This is a genomic window from Micromonospora sp. ATA51 (assembly GCF_016802855.1).
Taxonomy (GTDB): Bacteria; Actinomycetota; Actinomycetes; order Mycobacteriales; family Micromonosporaceae; genus Micromonospora; species Micromonospora sicca.
Genome location: NZ_JAEVHJ010000686.1, coordinates 1 through 1,122 on the forward strand (window position 1 = coordinate 1; position 1,122 = coordinate 1,122).

Annotated in this window: 1 protein-coding gene and 1 pseudogene; both read left to right on the top strand. The window is 76.6% G+C overall.

Annotation, left to right across the window (positions count from 1 at the left end; all coding sequences use genetic code 11):
- Window positions 1-495: pseudogene (locus tag JNW87_RS38955) on the top strand (DNA polymerase III subunit delta'); the annotation flags it as partial.
- Between the two features lie 121 nt (window positions 496-616).
- Window positions 617-946 (top strand): YbaB/EbfC family nucleoid-associated protein, encoded by a 330-nt coding sequence (locus JNW87_RS38960; protein ID WP_109801720.1) that lies wholly within the window; start codon window positions 617-619, stop codon window positions 944-946.
- Window positions 947-1,122: the final 176 nt, after the last annotated feature.

Sequence of the window (1,122 nt, forward strand, 5' to 3'; positions counted from 1 at the left end):
GTGCCGCGCCGGCTGACCGGCGTGGGCGCGGCCTTCGACGCCGCCTCCGCGCTGATCGAGGCGGCCGAGGCGGAGGCCGCGGCGTCGGTCACCGAGATCGACGAGACGGAACGGGCGGCGTTGCAGACCGCGCTCGGCGCGGGTGGCACCGGCCGGGGCGCGGCCGGCGCGATGCGCGGCGCCGCCGGCCAGCTCAAGGACCTGGAGAAGCGGCAGAAGTCGCGGGCCACCCGGGCCCAGCGGGACGCCCTGGACCGGGCCCTGGTCGACCTGGCCGGTTTCTACCGGGACGCGCTCACCATGGCGCTGCGGGCGCCGGTCGCGCCGGTGCACACCGACACCGCCGCAGTGGCCGGGGCGGGCGCGCAGAAGTGGGACGCCGAGGGGGCGCTGCGCCGGCTGGAGGCCGTGCTGGGGTGCCGGGCGGCGATCGAGGCGAACGTGAAGCCGCGGATCGCGGTGGAGGCGATGATGCTCGCCCTCTGGAAGGGCTGATCCGCCCGCGCCGAGCGTCATCCACAGGGCATCGACAGTCACGATTGGTGTGCGGTACGGTCCGGTGTGCCGCAGTGACGGTGGCGGCACGCTCAGTGAGGGGTCTGCCGGGAGGAGTGCGATGCCACGGGGCGAGATCGACGAGGCCTGGATCGAGGAGGCGGTGCGGCGGTACCGGCGCATCGAGTCTCTGCAGGCCGAGTTCGACCAGGCGGTGGCGACGGTCGAGGTCACCGTCCGCTCGCCCGACGGGCTGGTCGAGGTGGTGGTGACCGCCGGCGGGCGGATCATCGACGTGCGCTTCCTCGGCCCGCTGCACGCCCGCAACCCACGGGACGTCGCCGGCTCCGTGCAGGCCGCGGTGACCGCCGCCGCCGACGCCGCGCAGTGGGCCCGGGAGAAGCTGCACAACGAGACCTTCGCGGCGTACCGGCCGCTCGCGGGGGCGTGACATGGAGCCCCTGCACGCCCTGGCCGCCCGCCTGGACGAGGCCAGCGCCACCCTGGCCGGCCTCGCCCGCGCCGTCACCGCCAGCGACCCGGCCCACCCGGCCTTCGGCGCCCAGGCGTCCGGCCGGCCCGGCGAGATCGGCCGGGCCCTGCACCGGCAGTGGACCGCCGCCACCG

Coding starts and splice junctions, on each gene's coding strand:
- JNW87_RS38960 (WP_109801720.1), top strand. CDS start 617: ATGCCACGGGGCGAGATCGACGAGGCCTGGATCGAGGAGGCGGTGCGG.